This window comes from Porticoccus sp., from assembly GCF_041592135.1.
GTDB lineage: Bacteria > Pseudomonadota > Gammaproteobacteria > Pseudomonadales > Porticoccaceae > Porticoccus.
Genome location: NZ_JBFHQR010000215.1, coordinates 1 through 1,903, shown reverse-complemented (window position 1 = coordinate 1,903; position 1,903 = coordinate 1). Strand labels below are relative to the sequence as shown.

The window sequence follows — 1,903 nt, the reverse complement described above, 5'->3', positions numbered from 1 at the left end:
GCTGGCCCTAAAAGCCCTCGGCCTGGTCTAGGTCCTGGTGGCGAACCCGGCTGATGTAGGTGGCACTGACGGTGTCCATGTTCACCAGGTGGTTCATCAGCCACTGGGGGAACTCAGTCAGCACATAATCTTTTGCCCGCACCAGATCGCGATTTTTGAGCCAGTGCTGTAGCTCCATGTCCATGTCAGCCAGCAGATGGCGATGCTCCGCCAGGTGCAGCTCGTAGGCGGGAAACCCGTATTTCTCCATCTCCCGGTTTTCGCGGTCAAAATGCCGGTGGTGGTGGTTCAGCAGTTCGAAAAACGCCCCGTCAATGGCGGCCATCTGGTCCAGGGGCGAACTCCCCGTCAGCAGTTCTTCCAGACGATTGGTGATCACCAGGGTTTCCTGATGGTCCTGGTTCATGAACTCAAGGTCTACTTGGGGAATATGGTGGTGGTCGAGCATGGTGGCATCCTCTCGCGTTGGCACATCATTAAGCAAAGCCAGGAACAGGAAAATCTGCATTGATAATTATCAACTGTAGTCCAATCTTTGCGAACATGGCTAACCACTGACACCGCGGGTAGAATACCGCTTTGCCCGAACACCCGATCGAGGTCTGCTATGAGTGTACAGGCACATCCTGCCTTTGAATTTCTGCGCACTGAGCGCGTGGAATCCCTGAATATCGATGTGGCGGAATACCGCCACCGCAAGACCGGCGCCCAGCACATTCATATCAGCGCCGACAACCCGGAAAACGTGTTCCTGGTGGCCCTGCGCACGGTGCCCCACGACTCCACCGGGGTCGCCCACATTCTCGAGCACACGGCGCTGTGCGGCAGCGAAAAATACCCGGTGCGCGACCCGTTCTTCATGATGATTCGGCGCTCGCTGAACACCTTCATGAACGCCTTTACCAGTTCCGACTGGACCGCCTACCCCTTTGCCAGCCAAAACCGCAAGGATTTCAACAACCTGTTGGATGTGTACCTGGACGCGGTGTTTTTCTCACGGCTGGATGAAATGGATTTCGCCCAGGAAGGCCATCGGGTGGAGTTTGCCGAGCCGGAAAACCCCCAATCACCGCTGGTCTACAAGGGCGTGGTGTACAACGAGATGAAGGGTGCCATGAGTTCGGTGCCGTCCACCCTGTGGCATACCCTGTGCGAATATCTCTACCCCACCACCACCTACCACTACAACAGCGGCGGCGACCCGGCCTGCATTCCGGACCTGAGCTACCAGCAGCTGAAAAGCTTCTATAAAACCCATTACCACCCGTCCAACGCCATTTTTATGACCTTTGGCGATATCCCGGCGGCGCAATTGCAGGCGGACTTTGAAAGCCACGCCCTGAGCCGCTTCGACAAGCTCGATGTCAATATCGCCGTGCCCGACGAACAGCGCTACAGCGCGCCGCTGGCGGTGGAACGGCCCTACGCCTTTAACGAGGAGGGCGGCACCGACAACAAGACCCATATCATCATGGGCTGGCTGCTGGGCAAGGCCACCGACCTGGAAGCCAGCATGGAGGCAAACCTGCTGTGCAGCGTGCTGCTGGACAACAGCGCCTCGCCGCTGCAAAAAGCCCTGGAAACCACCGACCTGGGCTCCGCGCCCTCGCCGCTCTGTGGCCTCGATGATTCCCAGCGGGAACTGTGCTTTGTCTGCGGTATCGAGGGCAGCGAGGCGGATCGCGCCGACGACCTGGAACAGCTGATTCTCGACGTGTTGCGGGACGTGGCCGACAACGGCATTCCCCAGCAACAGCTGGAAGCCTCACTGCACCAGCTGGAACTGCAACAGCGGGAAATCGGCGGCGACGGCCACCCCTACGGCCTGCAACTGATCCTCACCGCCCTGACCAGCGCCACCCATCGCGGCGACCCCATCGCCCTGCTGAACCTGGACCCGGTG

Annotated in this window: 2 protein-coding genes; one reads left to right on the top strand and one right to left on the bottom strand. The window is 59.1% G+C overall.

The annotated features are described in order from the left end of the window. Nucleotides 1-7: 7 nt before the first annotated feature. Complete coding sequence (locus tag ABY948_RS12255; RefSeq protein ID WP_461482815.1) at nucleotides 8-448, bottom strand: bacteriohemerythrin; 441 nt, start codon at nucleotides 446-448, stop codon at nucleotides 8-10. Between the two features lie 159 nt (nucleotides 449-607). On the opposite strand from ABY948_RS12255, the gene ABY948_RS12250 reads away from it, so the two are divergent. Next, nucleotides 608-1,903, top strand: a 1,296-nt coding sequence (locus ABY948_RS12250; RefSeq protein WP_461482814.1) for an insulinase family protein, incomplete at its 3' end; no start/stop codon positions are given.

Excerpts from the sequence above, each read along its gene's own strand:
- ABY948_RS12255 (WP_461482815.1), bottom strand. The coding sequence starts at position 448 with ATGCTCGACCACCACCATATTCCCCAAGTAGACCTTGAGTTCATGAAC.